Annotated in this window: 13 protein-coding genes; 12 read left to right on the plus strand and 1 reads right to left on the minus strand. The window is 67.6% G+C overall.

What is annotated here, in order from left to right; translation table 11 throughout:
- Positions 1-199: 199 nt before the first annotated feature.
- From hemA to NFU04_RS02935, 12 genes are all read left to right on the plus strand, one after another.
- The gene (hemA, locus tag NFU04_RS02880; protein WP_251308020.1) at positions 200-1,456 is read left to right on the plus strand and encodes a glutamyl-tRNA reductase; all 1,257 of its coding nucleotides are present in this window, start codon (positions 200-202) and stop codon (positions 1,454-1,456) included.
- Between the two features lie 19 nt (positions 1,457-1,475).
- On the plus strand, positions 1,476-2,564 hold the full coding sequence (gene prfA / locus NFU04_RS02885) for a peptide chain release factor 1 (protein WP_251308021.1): 1,089 nt from the start codon (positions 1,476-1,478) through the stop codon (positions 2,562-2,564).
- Positions 2,564-3,418, plus strand: a complete 855-nt coding sequence (gene prmC / locus NFU04_RS02890; RefSeq protein WP_251308022.1) for a peptide chain release factor N(5)-glutamine methyltransferase — start codon at positions 2,564-2,566, stop codon at positions 3,416-3,418. Before prfA ends, prmC begins: the two co-directional genes overlap by 1 nt.
- 223 nt (positions 3,419-3,641) lie before the next feature.
- Positions 3,642-4,142 (plus strand): Lrp/AsnC ligand binding domain-containing protein, encoded by a 501-nt coding sequence (locus tag NFU04_RS02895; RefSeq protein WP_251308023.1) that lies wholly within the window; start codon positions 3,642-3,644, stop codon positions 4,140-4,142.
- A gap of 31 nt (positions 4,143-4,173) precedes the next feature.
- The gene (locus tag NFU04_RS02900) at positions 4,174-4,929 is read left to right on the plus strand and encodes a HesA/MoeB/ThiF family protein (protein WP_251308167.1); all 756 of its coding nucleotides are present in this window, start codon (positions 4,174-4,176) and stop codon (positions 4,927-4,929) included.
- A gap of 493 nt (positions 4,930-5,422) precedes the next feature.
- The gene (locus tag NFU04_RS02905; protein ID WP_251308024.1) at positions 5,423-6,718 is read left to right on the plus strand and encodes an NAD(P)/FAD-dependent oxidoreductase; all 1,296 of its coding nucleotides are present in this window, start codon (positions 5,423-5,425) and stop codon (positions 6,716-6,718) included.
- Positions 6,719-6,768: 50 nt separating this feature from the next.
- On the plus strand, positions 6,769-8,115 hold the full coding sequence (locus NFU04_RS02910; RefSeq protein ID WP_251308025.1) for a glutamine synthetase family protein: 1,347 nt from the start codon (positions 6,769-6,771) through the stop codon (positions 8,113-8,115).
- A gap of 106 nt (positions 8,116-8,221) precedes the next feature.
- The gene (locus NFU04_RS02915) at positions 8,222-9,325 is read left to right on the plus strand and encodes a polyamine ABC transporter substrate-binding protein (RefSeq protein ID WP_251308026.1); all 1,104 of its coding nucleotides are present in this window, start codon (positions 8,222-8,224) and stop codon (positions 9,323-9,325) included.
- Between the two features lie 181 nt (positions 9,326-9,506).
- Positions 9,507-10,583, plus strand: a complete 1,077-nt coding sequence (locus tag NFU04_RS02920) for an ABC transporter ATP-binding protein (protein ID WP_251308168.1) — start codon at positions 9,507-9,509, stop codon at positions 10,581-10,583.
- A gap of 66 nt (positions 10,584-10,649) precedes the next feature.
- Positions 10,650-11,561: an ABC transporter permease subunit gene (locus NFU04_RS02925; RefSeq protein ID WP_251308027.1), complete on the plus strand. Its 912-nt coding sequence runs from the start codon at positions 10,650-10,652 to the stop codon at positions 11,559-11,561.
- A gap of 2 nt (positions 11,562-11,563) precedes the next feature.
- Complete coding sequence (locus NFU04_RS02930) at positions 11,564-12,397, plus strand: ABC transporter permease subunit (RefSeq protein ID WP_251308028.1); 834 nt, start codon at positions 11,564-11,566, stop codon at positions 12,395-12,397.
- Positions 12,398-12,546: 149 nt separating this feature from the next.
- Positions 12,547-13,839: an NAD(P)/FAD-dependent oxidoreductase gene (locus NFU04_RS02935; RefSeq protein WP_251308029.1), complete on the plus strand. Its 1,293-nt coding sequence runs from the start codon at positions 12,547-12,549 to the stop codon at positions 13,837-13,839.
- A gap of 94 nt (positions 13,840-13,933) precedes the next feature.
- Here the strand turns inward: NFU04_RS02935 and NFU04_RS02940 are convergent, their stop codons facing one another.
- Positions 13,934-16,501 carry a GcvT family protein gene (locus tag NFU04_RS02940; protein ID WP_251308030.1) on the minus strand — a complete coding sequence of 856 codons (2,568 nt, stop codon included), beginning with the start codon at positions 16,499-16,501 and terminating at the stop codon, positions 13,934-13,936.
- Positions 16,502-16,719 lie beyond the last annotated feature (218 nt).

The following is a 16,719-nucleotide window of genomic DNA, read 5'->3' on the forward strand; positions in this document are numbered from 1 at the left end:
GGGCAATGTGGGGGTGGGCAGGGCTATTGCATTCGGCGCTGGGGCAGGATGGAGCGGGGGCGCCGCTGCGTCGCGGCTATGATAGAATGCGCCGGTTTTGGTTGCCGGCCTTCTCCGGCGATAATGATCTTCGGGCGACGCGCACCGCGTGGTGTGCGACACCATCGCCCCCGGACTCCTGAGCGAAGACGCTGATCGCATGACCCTTCTGGCACTCGGAATCAATCACAAGACCGCCGCGGTGGAGGTGCGCGAGCAGGTCGCCTTCACGCCGGCCCAGCTGGAGCAGGCCCTGGCGGAGCTGCGTACCCTGCCCGAGGTGCGCGAGGCGGCGGTGCTCTCCACCTGCAATCGCACCGAGCTCTACTGCGTGACCGAGGCCAGTGGCGAGCAGGCGATCCTCGACTGGCTGGGGCGCTTCCATGGCCTGGAGGTGGCCGATCTCGGCCGCTGCGCCTACCACTACCTGGACGGCGAGGCCGCCCGCCATCTGATGCGGGTGGCGGCGGGGCTCGACTCCATGGTGCTGGGGGAGCCGCAGATCCTCGGCCAGCTCAAGGACGCCTACCAGATGGCGCGGGAGTATCGCGGCCTGGGCGGCGAGCTGGAGCGCCTCTTCCAGCACACCTTCGCCATCGCCAAGCAGGTGCGCACCGAGACCGGCATCGGCGAGAACCCGGTGTCGGTGGCCTATGCCGCGGTCAGCCTGGCCAGCCATATCTTCGATGATTTCGCCAAGGCCGAGGCCCTGCTGATCGGCGCCGGCGAGACCATCGAGCTGGTGGCCCGCCACCTGCGCCAGGCCGGCATCAAGCGCCTGGTGGTGGCCAACCGCACCCGTGAGCGGGCGGCGCGGGTCGCCGACGGCGTCGCTGGCGAGGCGATCGGCCTCGACGAGATCCCCGATGCGCTGATCCGCGCCGATATGGTGATCTCCTCCACGGCGGCGCCGCTGCCGATCCTCGGCAAGGGCATGGTCGAGCGGGCCCTCAGGCAGCGTCGCCATCGCCCGGTGTTTATGGTGGATATCGCCGTGCCGCGGGATATCGAGCCCCAGGTGGGCGAGCTCGCCGATGTCTTCCTCTATACCGTGGACGACCTCCACGAGGTGATCGCGGAGAATCGCCGCCATCGCCAGGTGGCCGCCGACGCCGCGGAGAACCTGATCGAGCACGGCGTGGGGGCCTGGCTGCACGAGCGCCGAGTGCGCAGCGCCGGTGACCTGATTCGCCGCTATCGTGGCCAGGGCGAGGCGCTGCGCGAGGCCGCCGAGGCCCAGGCCCTGGCGCAACTGGCGCGGGGCGAGGACCCCGAGGCGGTGATCACGCGCCTGGCCCGCCAGCTCACCAACAAGTTGATGCACGGCCCCACGCTCAAGCTGCGTGAGGCCTCCGGGGCGGGACGCCAGGATCTGCTGGCCGCCGCCGAGACCCTGTTACTCTCTCAGGATCCCTGAAGCAACCACAGGACCCTTCATGAAAGCCACACTGCGCCAGCGTCTGGACTCCTTTACCGAGCGTTTCGAAGAGCTCGCGGCCCTGCTCGCCGAGCCGGAGGTGATCGCCGATCAGGCGCGCTTCCGCGATTACTCCCGGGAGTATGCCGAGCTGGAGCCGCTGGTGGCCTGCTGGAACGACTACCTGGGGGTCGAGGCGGATATCGCCGCCGCCGAGGGGCTGCTCACCGACAGCGACGCCGAGATGCGCGAGCTGGCGGAGCTGGAGCGGGCCGAGGGGCAGGAGCGCCTGGAGACCCTGGAGGCGGAGCTCAAGCGCCTGCTGATCCCCAGGGACCCGGACGACGGGCGCAGCGTCTACCTGGAAGTGCGCGCCGGCACCGGCGGCGATGAGGCGGCGCTGTTCGCCGGCGACCTCTTCCGCATGTACTCCCGCTACGCCGAGAAGCACGGCTGGAAGGTCGAGGTGATCAGCGCCAGCCATGGCGAGCAGGGCGGCTACAAGGAGCTGATCTCCCGGGTCAAGGGCGAGGGCGTCTATGCGCGGCTGAAGTTCGAGTCCGGCGCGCACCGGGTGCAGCGGGTGCCCGCCACCGAGTCCCAGGGGCGTATCCATACCTCCGCCTGTACCGTGGCGGTGATGCCCGAGGCCGATGCCGTCGGCGACGTGGAGATCAACAGCGGTGACCTGCGCATCGATACCTACCGCTCCAGCGGCGCCGGCGGTCAGCACGTCAACACCACCGACTCGGCGGTGCGCATCACCCACCTGCCCTCCGGGGTGGTGGTGGAGTGCCAGGAGGAGCGCAGCCAGCACAAGAACAAGGCCAAGGCCATGTCGCTGCTGGCCGCCAGGCTCAAGCAGAGCGCCCAGGACAGTCAGCGTCAGCAGCAGGCCGATACCCGCCGCTCCCTGGTGGGCAGCGGCGATCGCAGCGAGCGTATCCGCACCTATAACTTCCCCCAGGGGCGGGTCACCGATCACCGCATCAACCTGACCCTCTACAAGCTGGGGGAGGTGATGGCCGGCGAGCTCGACGAGGTGGTCGAGCCGCTGCTCCAGGAGCATCAGGCGGAGCAGCTGGCGGCCCTGCAGCAGGAGGCGTGATGACCCACGATGCCCTGCTGGCGCGGGCCGCCCGGCGACTGGCCGAGAGCGGCTCGCCGAGTCCACGCCTGGACGCCGAGGTGCTGCTCTGCCATGTGCTGGGGGTGGAGCGAACCTGGCTCTACACCTGGGGTGACCGGCAGGCGCCGACCCTCGAGCGGGCCCGCTTCGAGGCCCTGGTGGCGGCCCGCGCCCAGGGGCGACCGGTGGCCTACCTCACCGGCGAGCGGGAGTTCTGGGGGCTGCGCCTGGCCACCTCCGAGGCGACCCTGATCCCGCGCCCCGATACCGAGACCCTGGTGGAGGCGGCCCTGGCCCGGGCCGCGGCGCCCCGGGGACGACTGCTCGACCTGGGTACCGGTACCGGCGCCATCGCCCTGGCCTTCGCCAGCGAACGCCCCGGCTGGGCGGTGCTGGGCCTCGATCTCGCCCCCGAGGCGGTGAGCCTGGCGCGACACAATGCCGCACGGCTCGGCATCACCAACGCCGAGTTCCGCGAGAGCGACTGGTTTGCGGCCTTGGCGGAGGAGGGCGCCGACGAGCGCTTCGCGCTGATCGTCGCCAACCCCCCCTATATCGCCGCCGACGATCCCCACCTGGGGCAGGGCGACGTGCGCTTCGAGCCCGCCAGCGCCCTGGTGGCCGATGACCAGGGGCTGGCCGACCTGCACCACCTGGTGGCCGGGGCGCGATGCCACCTGGAGCCCGGCGGCTGGCTGCTGCTGGAGCACGGTTTCGAGCAGGGGGCGGCGGTGCGCCGGGCCCTGAGCGAGGCCGGCTATGCCGAGGTGGCGAGCCTGGCCGACCTGGCCGGCCATGAGCGCCTGAGCCTGGGACGCCTGGCGAGCCCCTGACGCGGCCCTGACGCGGCTCTGACGCGACTCCGGCCCGGCGAGGGGCGGACTGGAGCCCCGGCGCAATCCTATGGTAATACTAGGTTACACCTCAGGGTTTTTTGCCAGTGGGAGCTGGCTTGCTGGTAAAAAGCGCTACCAATAACTCAATCAGCTAAGATGAATAGGTGCCCCACGCCGGTCGGCTGGCATGACATCTTTTTGTGCTCGGACACCCATTATAATGAAAGCCAAGACGCGATCCCTGGACCGTATCGATCTCAAGATCCTGCGTTGCCTGCAGGAAAACGCCCGCATCTCCTACGTGGATCTGGCCGCCCAGGTCGGGCTCTCCACCACCCCCTGCCTGGAGCGAGTCAAGCGCCTGGAGCGCTCCGGCATCATCCGCGGCTACAAGGCGGTGCTGGATCCCAAGGCGCTCAAGGCCAACCTGCTGGTGTTCGTGGAGATCAGCCTGGAGACCCAGTCCCCGGCGGTCTTCGACGAGTTTCGCCGGGCGGTCAGCAAGCTGCCGCAGATTCAGGAGTGTCACCTGGTCTCCGGCCAGTTCGATTACATCCTCAAGTGCCGCATTCCCGAGATGTCCGCCTATCGCCAACTGCTCGGCGACGTCGTCCTGACCCTGCCCGGGGTCAAGGAGTCGAAGAGCTATGTGGTGATGGAGGAGGTCAAGGAGGAGTTCTCCCTGCACGTGCCCGATATCGAGCAACTGGAGGGCAAGTGAGGATGCCGCTGACGAGGAGCCTGCCGTGGCGATGAACGACCAGGCGCTGCTGCGCTACAGCCGCCAGATCATGCTGGAATCCATCGAGATCGACGGCCAGGAACGGCTGCTGGCCGGTCACGTCCTGGTGATCGGCGCCGGTGGCCTGGGCTCGCCGGTGGCCCTCTATCTCGCCGCCGCCGGGGTGGGACGCCTGACCCTGGCGGATGCCGACGTGGTGGAGCTCTCCAACCTCCAGCGCCAGATCGCCCACGGCATGGCGGACCTGGGGCGCAACAAGGCGGAATCGGCCCGGGAGGCGGCGCTGGCCCTCAACCCCGACTGCCGTGTCGAGACACTCACCGAGCACCTGAGCGGCGAGGCGCTGGCCGCGGCGGTGGCCGCGGCGGACCTGGTGCTCGACTGCACCGATCGCTTCTCCAGCCGCTACGCCATCAACCGTGCCTGCCTGGCGGCGGGCACGCCCTTGATTTCCGGGGCGGCGATTCGCTTCTCCGGCCAGCTGGCGCTCTTCGACCCCCGGGATCCCGAGAGCCCCTGCTACGCCTGCCTCTATCCCCCGGGAGAGCACGGCGAGAGCGACGAGGCGCTGCGCTGTGCCGAGAACGGCGTGGTGGCGCCCCTGGTGGGGCTGATCGGCAGCTTCCAGGCCCTGGAGGCGGTGAAGTGGCTCAGCGGCGCCGGCACCCCCCATCGCGGGCTCTCCACCTTCGATGGCCTGAGCGGCGAGTGGCGCCGCTTCCGGGTGCCCCGGGACCCCGGCTGTCCCCACTGCGCCGACCGTTAACTCCCTCCGCCACCCGCCTTTCCATGGCCCGCCCCCTGGCTATCTCCTTGCCAGGGGGCGGGCTATGCTGATGCCGTTACCCCTTACCCGCCGCCGAGCCGCCAATAGCTCCCCCTTTAGTTGCTTAGTAGGCTAATCAGGTATTGGATACTCACCATGAACGAGGCATGCCCTCGGCCCGTCATCGGCTTTTCGAATGATCGTAATCACTTGACGCCCTGACGGTGACGTTACCGCTAAGCGATCCCCGGTGTTTTGTCGATATTTTTTCTAATTATCTGGTGATACTTGGTTTTTTGTTGGCGATCGGCAGGCTTTCAACGCGGGCGGCAAGAAAGTCGTTGTTAAATACTTGACATCTTCCCCGGGTCTGGTGCCAGACTAGGAACCAAGAAAGCGGCAGGGTAAGCCGCGACCCATCCCGGCGATGTGGTCAACTATTTCAACAATAACCCTGATGGCCGCGATGCCATCCTCCGTAAGGAAGGTCTGCATGACCACCGATGCCTCACTCCATGCCGGTCCCCGCTCCTATTATCGCGATAGCGTGGCGGTGGAACTCGCCCCTTGCCCCCCCCTGGATCACGATACCCGTGCCGATGTCTGCGTGATCGGCGGCGGCATCACCGGCTGCTCGGCGGCCCTGCACCTGGCCGAGCGCGGCCATTCGGTGGTGCTGCTGGAGGCCAACGAGATCGGCTTCGGCGCCTCCGGGCGCAGCGGCGGCCAGATCCTGCCGGGGCTGGGCACCGATATCGCCACCGTGGAAAAGGCCCTGGGGCTGTCGGCCGCCCGTGAGATCTGGGAGATGAGCCGCGAGGCGGTACGCCTCACCGCCGAGCTGGTGGAACGCCATGCCATCCCCTGCGACCTCAGCTGGGGCTATCTGCATGCCGCGGTAAAGCGCCGCCATATCAAGGAGCTCTGCGAGTTCCGCGATCGCCTCGCCCGGGACTACGACTACCAGGCCCTGAGCTGGCTGGAGGGCGATGCCCTGCGCCAGCATGTGGTCAGCGACGCCTATCCCGGCGTCCTCTACGAGAGCGAGGCCGGTCACCTGCACCCCCTGAACTACACCCTGGGCCTGGCCCGGGCCGCCCAGCGGGCCGGCGTGCGTCTGCATGAGCACAGCGCCGTGCTGGACGTGGAGGAGGGCGCCCCGGCCCGGGTGCGCACCGCCCACGGCAGCGTCACCGCCGACTTCGTGGTGGTGGCCGGCAATGCCTATCTCGGCGGGCTGATTCCCCGCCTGGACGGTCGCGTCATGCGCGCCGCCAACTACATGATCGCCACCGCCCCCCTGAGCGAGGAGCAGGCCGCCCGGGTGCTGCCCCGCAACGATGCCCTGGCGGATGCCAACTTCGTCCTCGACTACTATCGCCTCAGCGGCGACCGGCGGCTGATCTACGGCGGTCAGGTCAGCTATAACGGCCGCGAGCCCAGGGGCCTTAAGGCACGCATGGATGCCAAGATCGCCCGCCTCTTCCCGGTGCTGGCGGGGGTGCCCATCGACTACCGCTGGGGCGGCGACGTGGCCATCACCTTCAACCGCGCCCCGGACTTCGGGCGGGTAGGCAGCAACCTCTACTATGCCCAGGGCTACTCCGGTCACGGCATGGCCCTGGCCGGGCTGGCCGGCAAGCTGATGGCCGAGGCCATCGATGGCCAGAGCGGCCGCTTCGACGCCTTCGCCGCCATGCCCCACCGACGCTTTCCCGGCGGCGAGCGGCTGCGCACCCCGCTGCTGGTGCTGGCCACCGCCTTCTACAAGCTGCGCGACCGTCTATAACCCAATTGAGGGCGGTGGAATCCTCCGCCGGCCCGAGACACGAGGTTGTTATGAAAGATCTCGAGAGTTGGCTCAAGGAACGCCAGATCACCGAGGTGGAGTGCCTGGTCAGCGATATCACCGGCATCGCCCGGGGCAAGATCGCCCCGGTCTCCAAGTTCGTCGCCGAGAAGGGCATGCGCCTGCCCGAGAGCGTGCTGCTGCAGACCGTCACCGGCGACTATGTGGAAGACGATATCTACTACTCGCTGCTCGACCCGGCGGATATCGACATGATCTGCAAGCCGGATCTCTCCGCCGCCTACCCGGTGCCCTGGGCGCTGGAACCCACCGCCCAGGTGATCCACGACTGCTTCGACAAGCAGGGCAACCCCATCGAGCTCTCCAGCCGCAACCAGCTCAAGAAGGTGCTGGCGCTCTATGCCGCCCAAGGCTGGAAGCCGGTGGTGGCGCCGGAGATGGAGTTCTACCTGACCAAGCGCTGCGAGGACCCGGACCTGCCGTTGCAGCCGCCCATCGGCCGCAGCGGGCGCCAGGAGACCGGCCGTCAGTCCTTCTCCATCGATGCCGCCAACGAGTTCGATCCGCTGTTCGAGGACATGTACGACTGGTGCGAGGCCCAGGGGCTGGACATCGACACCCTGATTCACGAGGAAGGCACCGCCCAGATGGAGATCAACTTCCGTCACGGCGATCCCCTGGCGCTGGCCGATCAGGTCTTCCTGTTCAAGCGCACCATGCGCGAGGCGGCCCTCAAGCATGATGTGGCGGCCACCTTTATGGCCAAGCCGGTGACCAACGAGCCGGGCAGCGCCATGCATATCCATCAGAGCGTGCTGGATGCCACCACCGGGCAGAACGTCTTCTCCAACGACGACGGCACCATGAGCGAGCTCTTCCTGCATCATATCGGTGGTCTGCAGCGCTATATCCCCGAGGCACTGCCGCTGATGGCCCCCAACGTCAACTCCTTCCGCCGTTTCCTGCCCGATACCTCGGCGCCGGTCAACGTGGAGTGGGGCGAGGAGAATCGTACCTGCGGGCTGCGAGTCCCGGACTCCTCGCCGCAAAATCGCCGGGTGGAGAATCGCCTGCCCGGCGCCGATGCCAACGCCTACCTGGCCATCGCGGCGAGCCTGCTGTGTGGCTATATCGGCATGATGCGCGGCATCAACCCCACCGCCCCGGTGCAGGGACGTGCCTTCGAGCGACGCAACCTGCGCCTGCCCTTCACCCTGGAACATGCCCTGGAGCGCATGGAGAACTGCGCCGAGCTGGAGGAGTTCCTGGGTGGCAAGTTCCTGCGCGGCTACGTGGCGGTGAAGCGGGTGGAGAACGAGAACTTCAAGCGGGTAATTAGTTCCTGGGAGCGGGAGTTCCTGCTGCTTAGCGTGTAAGGCCCGGTCACGCCGGGGGCGTCCCGTTGAGACCGCCGCGGGGCGCTCCGGCTAGGCTGGGAGATCGGTTTTCCCGAACCAACAACAACGACATCGAGGTGCCAAAATGACCTATCAACGCAAGCTGTCCCTGGCCGTTGCCGCGGCCTCCCTGACCCTGGCCGCCGCGGCCGTTCAGGCCAACGAGGTACGGGTCTACAACTGGTCCGACTATATCGGCGAGGACACCCTGGAGCGCTTTACCGCCGAGACGGGGATCGAAGTGGTCTACGACGTCTACGACAGCAATGAGGTGCTGGAGGCGGCGCTGCTCTCCGGGCGTTCCGGCTATGACGTGGTGATCCCCTCCAACCACTACCTGGTGCGCCAGATGGCCGCCGGGGTCTACGGCGAGCTCGATCATGACCGCCTGCCCAATATCGTCAACCTGGATCCGACCCTGCTCACCCAGTTGGAGAACGTCGATCCGGGCAACCACTACTCCATCCCCTATATGTGGGGCACCAACGGCATCGGCTATAACGTCGAGCGCGTCGAGGAGATCCTCGGCGAGGACGCGCCGGTGGACTCCTGGGCGCTGATCTTCGATCCCGAGGTGACCGCGGCCCTTCATGAGGGCGGTTGCGGCATCTCCATGCTCGACTCCGGCGACGAGATGCTGCCGGCGGCGATGGCCTACCTGGGGCTCGACCCGCACAGCACCGAGGCCGAGGATATCGCCCAGGCAGGCGATACCATCGCCGCGGTGCGCGAGCATATCACCTACTTCCACTCCTCCCGCTATATCTCCGACCTGGCCAACGGCGATATCTGCGTGGCCGCCGGCTTCTCCGGGGACATGTTCCAGGCCGCCGACCGGGCCGAGGAGGCCGGCAACGGCATCGAGATCGCCTATACCATTCCCAAGGAGGGGGCGGCGCTGTGGTTCGACCTGATGGCGATCCCCGCCGACGCGCCCAATCCCGAGAACGCCCACGCCTTTATCAATTTCATCCTCGAGCCGGAGATCGCCGCCGGCATCACCGAGTACGTGCTCTACGCCAATCCCAATCGAGCGGCCAATGAGCACCTGCCCGAGGAGATCCTGGGCGATACCTCCATCTATCCCACCGCGGAGGTGATGGAGAAGCTGTACGTGGCCAAGCCCAAGCCGCTCTCCGCCCAGCGGGTCATGACTCGCACCTGGAACCGGGTCAAGTCCGGTAATTGATCGGCGCGCCGCCCCGGCCCGGGGCGGCCGCTTTCCCACCGCGGATGTCTTGGAGAGTGATGTGATGACCCAGCCCATGACCCTGAGTGCTGCCCGAGGCGATGCCGGCTACCCGGCGCCTTCGGTCGGCGAGCCGGCGGCGACCTCCGGCAGAGGCTCGCGCGTCAAGAAAGAGACGCTGATGGAGATCCGCCGCGTCAGCAAGCGCTTCGACGAGGTGCTGGCGGTGGATGACGTCAACCTGACCATTCGCCGCGGCGAGATCTTCGCCCTGCTGGGGGGCTCCGGTTCCGGCAAGTCGACGCTGCTGCGCATGCTGGCCGGTTTCGAGAAGCCCAGCGAGGGGCAGATCCTGCTGGAGGGGCAGGATATCTCCCGCACGCCCCCTTACGAGCGGCCCATCAACATGATGTTCCAGTCCTATGCGCTCTTCCCGCATATGACGGTGGCCGAGAATATCGCCTTCGGCCTCAAGCAGGACAAGCTGCCCAAGGCGGAGATCCGCGAGCGGGTCGCCGAGATGCTCAAGCTGGTGCATATGGAGGGCTACGCCAAGCGCAAGCCGCACCAGCTCTCCGGTGGTCAGCGCCAGCGGGTGGCCCTGGCCCGCTCCCTGGCCAAGCGCCCCAGCCTGCTGCTGCTCGACGAGCCCATGGGGGCCCTGGACAAGAAGCTGCGCACCGAGATGCAGCTCGAGGTGGTGGAGATCCTCGAGCGGGTCGGGGTGACCTGCATCATGGTCACCCACGACCAGGAAGAGGCCATGACCATGGCCGACCGGGTGGCGATCATGTCCGATGGCTGGATCGTCCAGGTGGGCTCGCCCATGGACGTCTACGAGAGCCCGGCCAACCGCATGGTGGCGGAGTTCGTCGGCACCGTGAACCTGTTCGCCGGCGAGATCGTGGTGGATGAGGCGGATCACTGCATCATCGACAGCCCGGAGCTGGGGCGGCGCATCTGCATCGATCACGGCATCAGCACCCCCGCCGACGAGCGTGGCGTCTGGGTGGCGGTACGCCCGGAGAAGACCCTGCTGAGCCGCGAGCGCCCCCCGGGCGACTTCAACTGGGCCGCCGGCACGGTGGAGGATATCGCCTACCTGGGCGGGCTCTCGGTCTACTACGTGCGCACCGAGCAGGGGCACCTGGTCAAGGTCAGCCTGGCCAATACCACCCGGCGCAGCGAGCGCCCCAGCTGGGGCGACACGGTCTATATCCACTGGGAGGAGCGCAGCGCCGTGGTCCTGCGCGACTAGCCCGACGCCCGCTCCCGAGACGCGGCCTCGCTCCCCGGATTCCGCCCCCGAGCATCGGAGACTCCTATGCCTGCCCTGACTTCGCAACGCCTGCGGCGGTGGCTCAAGCCCCGTCGCGGCTGGGTCATCGCCGTGCCCCTGCTGTGGCTGACCCTGTTCTTCCTGATGCCCTTCGGCATCGTCCTCAAGATCAGCCTTTCCGAGGCGGCCATCGCCATTCCGCCCTATAGCGCCATGGTGGATTTTGGCGCCGAGACAATGCGCCTGGTGGTGACCTTCGGCAACTACCTCTTCCTGATGTCCGACAGCCTCTATGTGTCGGCCTACTGGGGGTCGCTGAAGATCGCCTTCGCCTCGACCCTGGCCTGTTTGCTGATCGGCTACCCCATGGCCTATGCCATGGCCCGGGCCCCGGCCCACTGGCAGCTGGTGCTGCTGCTGCTGGTGATGTTGCCCTCCTGGACCTCCTTCCTGATCCGGGTCTATGCCTGGATGGGCATCCTCAGCAACAACGGCCTGATCAACAACACCCTGCTGTGGCTGGGGGTGATCGATTCGCCGATCCGTATGATGAACACCAACTTCGCGGTGATGCTGGGCATCGTCTACGCCTATCTGCCGTTCATGGTGCTGCCGCTCTACGCCAACCTGACCCGGCTCGACAACTCTCTGCTGGAGGCCGCCTCGGACCTGGGCTCGCGCAGCATCAATACCTTCCTCAGGGTCACCCTGCCGCTCTCCAAGAGCGGAATCATCGCCGGCTCCATGCTGGTGTTTATCCCGGCGGTGGGGGAGTACGTGATCCCCGAGCTGCTGGGCGGCCCCGATACGCTGATGATCGGCAAGGTGCTGTGGGAGGAGTTCTTCAACAACCGTGACTGGCCGGTGGCCTCGGCGCTGGCCATGGTGATGCTGGGGCTGCTGCTGATTCCCATCGCGCTCTTCCATCGCTATCAGTCCCGTGAACTCAAGGAGTGACCATGAGAAAGCCATCCTTTACCACGGTGATGCTGATCCTCGGGCTGGTGTTCCTCTACCTGCCGATGCTGATCCTGGTCTTCTACTCCTTCAACGCCTCGCGCCTGGTCACGGTCTGGGCGGGCTTCTCCGGGCATTGGTATATCGAGCTGTTCCGCGATCAGCAGATCCTCGATGCGGTCTGGACCAGCCTGCGTATCGCCTTCTTCTCCGCCAGCATGGCGGTCTGCCTGGGGACCCTGGCCGCCTTCGTGATGGTGCGTTTCGCGCGCTTTCCCGGCAAGACGGCATTGGCCAGCATGATCACCGCGCCCCTGGTGATGCCGGAGGTGATCACCGGCCTGTCGCTGTTGCTGCTGTTCGTGCATATGGCGGAGCTGATCGGCTGGCCCGGGGATCGCGGCATGGTGACCATCTGGATCGCCCACACCACCTTCTGCAGCGCCTATGTGGCGGTGGTGGTCTCGTCGAGGCTGCGCGAGGTGGATCTCTCCCTGGAGGAGGCGGCCATGGACCTGGGGGCGCCGCCGGTGAAGACCTTCTTCCAGATCACCCTGCCGGTGATCGCCCCGGCGCTGGCCGCCGGCTGGCTGCTGGCCTTCACCCTGTCGCTGGATGACCTGGTGATCGCCAGCTTCGTCTCCGGGCCCGGGGCCACGACCCTGCCCATGGTGGTCTTCTCCTCGGTACGCCTGGGCGTCTCGCCGAAGATCAATGCCCTGGCCACCCTGATCATCCTGGCGGTATCGCTGGCCACCTTCCTGGCCTGGTACTTCATGCGCCGCAGCGAGGCCAGGCGGCGCCAGGCGGTGCAGCTGGCCATGCAGGAGGCGTGATGGCGTATGTTACTTGATAGTTGACGAGTATTGAGCCGTCGTTGGCCCCTGGAGACGATTTCAGGGGCCATTTTTTGCTGTTTCCACTTTTCGTCTATCCGGCCTGTGATAGCATGGAAAGAATAATCAACATAAAAGGGAGTGAGCCGATGTCCGCCCACCAGCCTACCCAGCATGTGGCCTCCTACTATGCCGCCTCCGCCAACCCCGCCCCCGAGCGTCCCCCGGTCAGCGGGCGCGTGGAGTGCGATATCTGCGTGGTGGGGGCCGGCTTCACCGGCATCTCCGCCGCCCTGCACCTGGCCGAACAGGGCCAGTCGGTGGTGGTGCTGGAGGCGGCCCGGGTCGGCTTCGGCGCCTCCGGCCGCAACGGCGGCCAGCTGGTCAACAGCTACAGCCGCGATATGGACGTCATCGAGTCCAAGTATGGCGAGGATAGCGCCCGGGCCCTGGGCAGCATGGCCTTCGAGGGAAATCGCATCATCCGTGATCGCATCGCCCGGTACGGGATCGCCTGCGATCTCAAGGAGGGCAACGTCTTCGCCGCCTGCAATGCCAAGCAGCTCGAGGGACTGCGCGAGCATCAGGCACTCTGGCAGCGTTACGGCCATGACCAGCTGGAGCTCTTGGAGGGTGAGGCGGTCAAGCGGGAGGTGGGGAGTTCGCGCTACACCGGGGCCCTGATCGACCACTCCGGGGGCCATATCCATCCGCTCAACCTGGTGCTGGGCCAGGCCGCCGCCTTCGAGTCCCTGGGCGGGGTGATTTACGAGCAGAGCCCGGTGACCCAGCTGACCCATGGCGCCCCGGTGGTGCTCACCACCCCCGGCGGCGAGGTGCGTGCCCAGCGGGTGGTGCTGGCGGGCAACGCCTATATGCAGGGCGTGGAGCCGCGACTGGAGAGCAAGTCGATGCCCTGCGGCACCCAGATCATCACCACCGAGCCCCTGGACGAGGCCACCGCCCGGGCCCTGCTGCCCAACGACATGGCGGTGGAGGACTGCAACTACCTGCTCGATTACTACCGCCTGACCGCCGACAATCGCCTGCTCTACGGGGGGGGAACCAGCTATGGTGGCCAGGACCTGGCCAGCATCGAGGCGGTGATTCGCCCCAAGCTGCTGAAGACCTTCCCGCAGCTGGCCGACATCAAGGTGGATTACGCCTGGAGCGGCAACTTCCTGCTGACCCTCAATCGCCTGCCCCAGTTCGGCCGGCTCAACGACAACGTCTACTTCGCCCAGGGCTACTCCGGGCATGGCGTCACCTGCTCGCACCTGGCCGGCAAGCTGATCGCCGAGACGATGCGTGGCGAGAGCGAACGCTTCGACGCCTTCGCCGGCCTGCCGCACCTGCCCTTCCCGGGCGGGCGCCTGCTGCGGGTGCCCTTCTCGGCGCTGGGCGCCTGGTACTATTCCACCCGCGATAAGCTGGGGATCTAGGCGGTAGGTCGGATAAGCGAGCCTCCGGCGAGGGCATCCGACGATCCAGGTGAGGATCGCTGACGGCGTCGGATGCGCCTGCGGCTTATCCGACCTAGCTTCTTGGGCGCTGGCTATCCGGGTCATAGAGGGCCCGGTAGCCCACCGCCGCTACCCGCATCGGGTAGTGCTCGCCGAAATACTCCAGCAGCAGCTCGCGTCCCTCCTCGGCGTAACCGTGGGGCAGGTAGGCCAGGGCGATATGGCGCCCCAGCGAGGGCCCGTAGGCGATGCTGGTGGTGTAGCTGCGCCGACCCAGGTCGTCGACGGGCACCTCGCCGCTCTCCGGGTCGAGCAGCGGCGACTGGCCCACCGGGAAGCGCGGCCGCCCGGCGCCGTCGGTCACGGCCTCCATCACCAGGGTGCAGAGCGTCGCCGGCTGGTGGGGGCGCGCCCGCTGTTCCAGGTAGGCGGCCTTGCCGAGGAAGTCGGCGGCCTTGACCCTAGGCCGCGCCAGGCCCGCCTCATAGAGGTTGTAGTCGGTCAGCAGGTCGACGTTCTGCAGGCGCAGGCTCTTCTCCAGGCGCCGGCTATTGGCGTAGGTCTCGATGCCCACCGGTACCACCCCCGCCTCGAAGAGCCGATCCCAGAGGGTCAGGCCATAGCTGAAGGGCACATGGAGCTCCCAGCCCTGCTCGCCCACATAGGAGATGCGGAAGGCCCAGATCGGCAGGCCGGCGAGGCGTATCTCCCGGGCGCCGGCGAAGGGGAAGCGCTCCGCGTCCAGCACCTCCGGGGTATCGCATAGCGCCTGCAGGGTCGCCCGGGCCCGGGGGCCCCAGACCCCCAGGGTGGCCAGGCCATCGCTGCGATCCTCCAGCTGCCAGCGGCTCAGGCCGAAGGCCTCCGCCTGGCGACGGAGCCACATCAGGTCCCGATGGCCGGTATCGCCGCCGCAGATTACCCGCCAGGCCCGCTCGGCCAGGCGCACGATGGTCAGGTCCGAATGCACCCCGCCGGCGGCATCCAGGAAGTGGGTATAGACCCCCTTGCCGATGGCCGTGTCGCCGCCCACCTTGGCCACCGAGAGTCGCTCCAGCAGCGCCTCGGCGTCGCGCCCCGAGATATCGTAGATGGCGAAGTGGGAGAGGTTGATCATTCCCACCCCCTCGCTCATGGCCAGCTGCTCGGCGTTGGAGACCCGCCAGAAGTGGCGGCCATCCCACTCCACCGGCCGCTGCGGTACCCGCTCGAGCAGGGCGGCGAGGCGCGTCTCGTTGGCGGCATAGCCGTGGGCCCGCTCCCAGCCCGCCGCCTCCATGAAGTAGCCGCCGAGTTCCCGCTCCCGGGGCCAGAAAGGGCCGCGGCGCAGGTCGCGGCCGCTCTCGAAGGGCTCCCGGGGATGCACCGGCGGATCATAGATCTTGCGGGCGATCTCCCGGCAGCGACCCAGCACATGGCCCGGGGTCTTCTGCACCGGGTAGAAGCGCGCGATATCGATGCCGCAGGGATCGAGCTCGGGGCGGCCGTGGGTCAGCCAGTCGGCGAGAAGCTTGCCCATGCCGGGGCCATCCTTGACCCATACCGCCTCGCAGCACCACAGGCCGCGCACCTCCGGGGCCTCGCCCACCAGGGAGCCGCCGTCGGAGGTGACCGAGAGCAGGCCATTGAAGGAGTGCTTGTCGTCCCAGCCCAGCTCGGCGAGCCGCGGGGTGAGCTCCAGCGCCCGTTCGAAGGGGGCGGCGATCTGCTCGGCGCTCAGGTCGCGCATGGAAGGGGAGAGTCGCGCCTGGTCCCGGGAGAGGATCTCCCCGGGAGGCACCAGCCGTGGCTCGCGGGTCTCGTAGTAGCCCCATTCCAGTTGGCCGCCCTCGGTGGAGCGCGGGTCGCCGGTATCGCGCAGGTAGGCGGAGTTGCCCTGGTCGCGCAGCAGCGGATAGCCGATCTCCAGGCCGCTGCCGGCGAAGTCGTCGAAGGGGCCGAAGAACAGCAGCGGGTGCTCCACCGGCATCAGCGGCAGGGCCGCCCCGGCCAGGGCGGCGGGCAGGGGGCCCCAGATGCCGCAGGCGAGGATCACCAGGGGCGTGGCGATGCGCCCCTTCGGAGTCTCGACGCCGCACACCCGGCCCGCCTGGACGTCGATATCCAGGGCCGGGGTATCGGCGAAGGTGCGCAGCCCGCCGCCGGCCACCGCCTCCTCGATCAGCCGCCCCGCCACCCGCTGGGAGCGGGGTACCACCAGGCCGGCGTCCGGGTCCCAGAGGGCGCCCAGGACATGCGCCCGATCGAGCAGCGGGAAGCGCGCCACCGTCTGGTCGGCGTCGATCAGCTCGGCGCGGGTGCCGAAGGCCTTGCCGGAGGCCACCTTGCGCTTGAGCTCATCGAAGCGTGCCTCGTCGCCGACCCGGGCGATCTCCAGGCCGCCGACCCTGTGATAGTGCCCCAGGGCCTCGTAGAAGCGCTGGCTATAGGTGGTGGTGTAGCAGCTCAGGCGGTCGTGGGAGGTCATGTAGCAGAAGTCGGAGGCGTGGGCGGTGGAGCCCGCATCGGTGGGGATGGCCGCGGCATCGATGCCCACCAGGTGGGTCCAGCCCAGGGCGAGCAGGTGGTGGGCCACCGAGGCGCCGACGATACCGCCCTGGCCGATGATCACCGCGTCCGCCTGTGTCGGAAGGGTCGCCATGATAAATCTCCTGCCTCGAGGGTAAGCCTTGTGACCTCAGCCTAGTGCAGTCGCGGCATCGGCCCCGTCCGAGCGTGCCGGTGAGTGTCGCCGGGGCGATGGCTGGGGTCGTTCTGGGGCAGGGCGGCGATACGTCGCCATGCGGCGACAGTCGATGCAAAGTCATGACAAATCGCTCACCGGGCGCCGGGAAGGGGGTGGTTTCCTTATACTGGGAG

It is taken from the genome of Halomonas sp. NCCP-2165 (genome assembly GCF_023708045.1).
Lineage (GTDB): Bacteria > Pseudomonadota > Gammaproteobacteria > Pseudomonadales > Halomonadaceae > Bisbaumannia > Bisbaumannia pacifica.